This window comes from Vibrio sp. 1978 (assembly GCF_033344345.1).
In genome coordinates, this window is record NZ_JAWPOP010000728.1 from 1 (window position 1) to 597 (window position 597).

1 protein-coding gene is annotated in these 597 nt (G+C 45.6%); it reads left to right on the forward strand.

What is annotated here, in order from left to right; all coding sequences use genetic code 11:
• Positions 1–543: FixG Ig-like domain-containing protein (locus R8N49_RS28785; protein WP_318190655.1), on the forward strand; the 543-nt coding region annotated here is incomplete at its 5' end.
• Between the last annotated feature and the right edge of the window lie 54 nt (positions 544–597).

The window sequence follows — 597 nt, forward strand, 5'->3', positions numbered from 1 at the left end:
TTGCAGTATGAATGTATCAACTGTGGCGCTTGTATTGATGCGTGTGACAACACCATGGATCGCATGGGCTACGAAAAAGGCTTAATCAGCTACACCACCGAACACCGTCTATCGGGCAAACACACCAAAGTGATGCGACCTAAACTACTGGGCTACGGCGCGGTACTCTTAGTGATGATTGGACTGTTCTTTGCTCAAATCGCCGCCGTCGATCCTGCAGGCATGAGCGTGATTCGCGACCGTAACCAACTGTTCCGCGTGAACAGCGCTGGCGAAGTAGAAAACACCTACACCCTCAAAGTGATCAACAAAACTCAACAAGTCCAAGAATACAATCTGGATGTAAAAGGATTGAACGATGTGAGTTGGTACGGCAAACAAACAATTCAAGTTGAGCCAGGGGAAGTGTTGAACTTGCCAATGAGCCTTGGTGCCGATCCTGACAAGCTAAACTCTGCGATCACCACAATTCAGTTTATACTCACCGATAAGAGCAACGAATTCACTATCGAAGTTGAAAGTCGGTTTATCAAAAAGCTGTAACGACAACGTCGATAATTAATGGAAAAAGGCTCAGTAATGAGCCTTTTTGTTTAT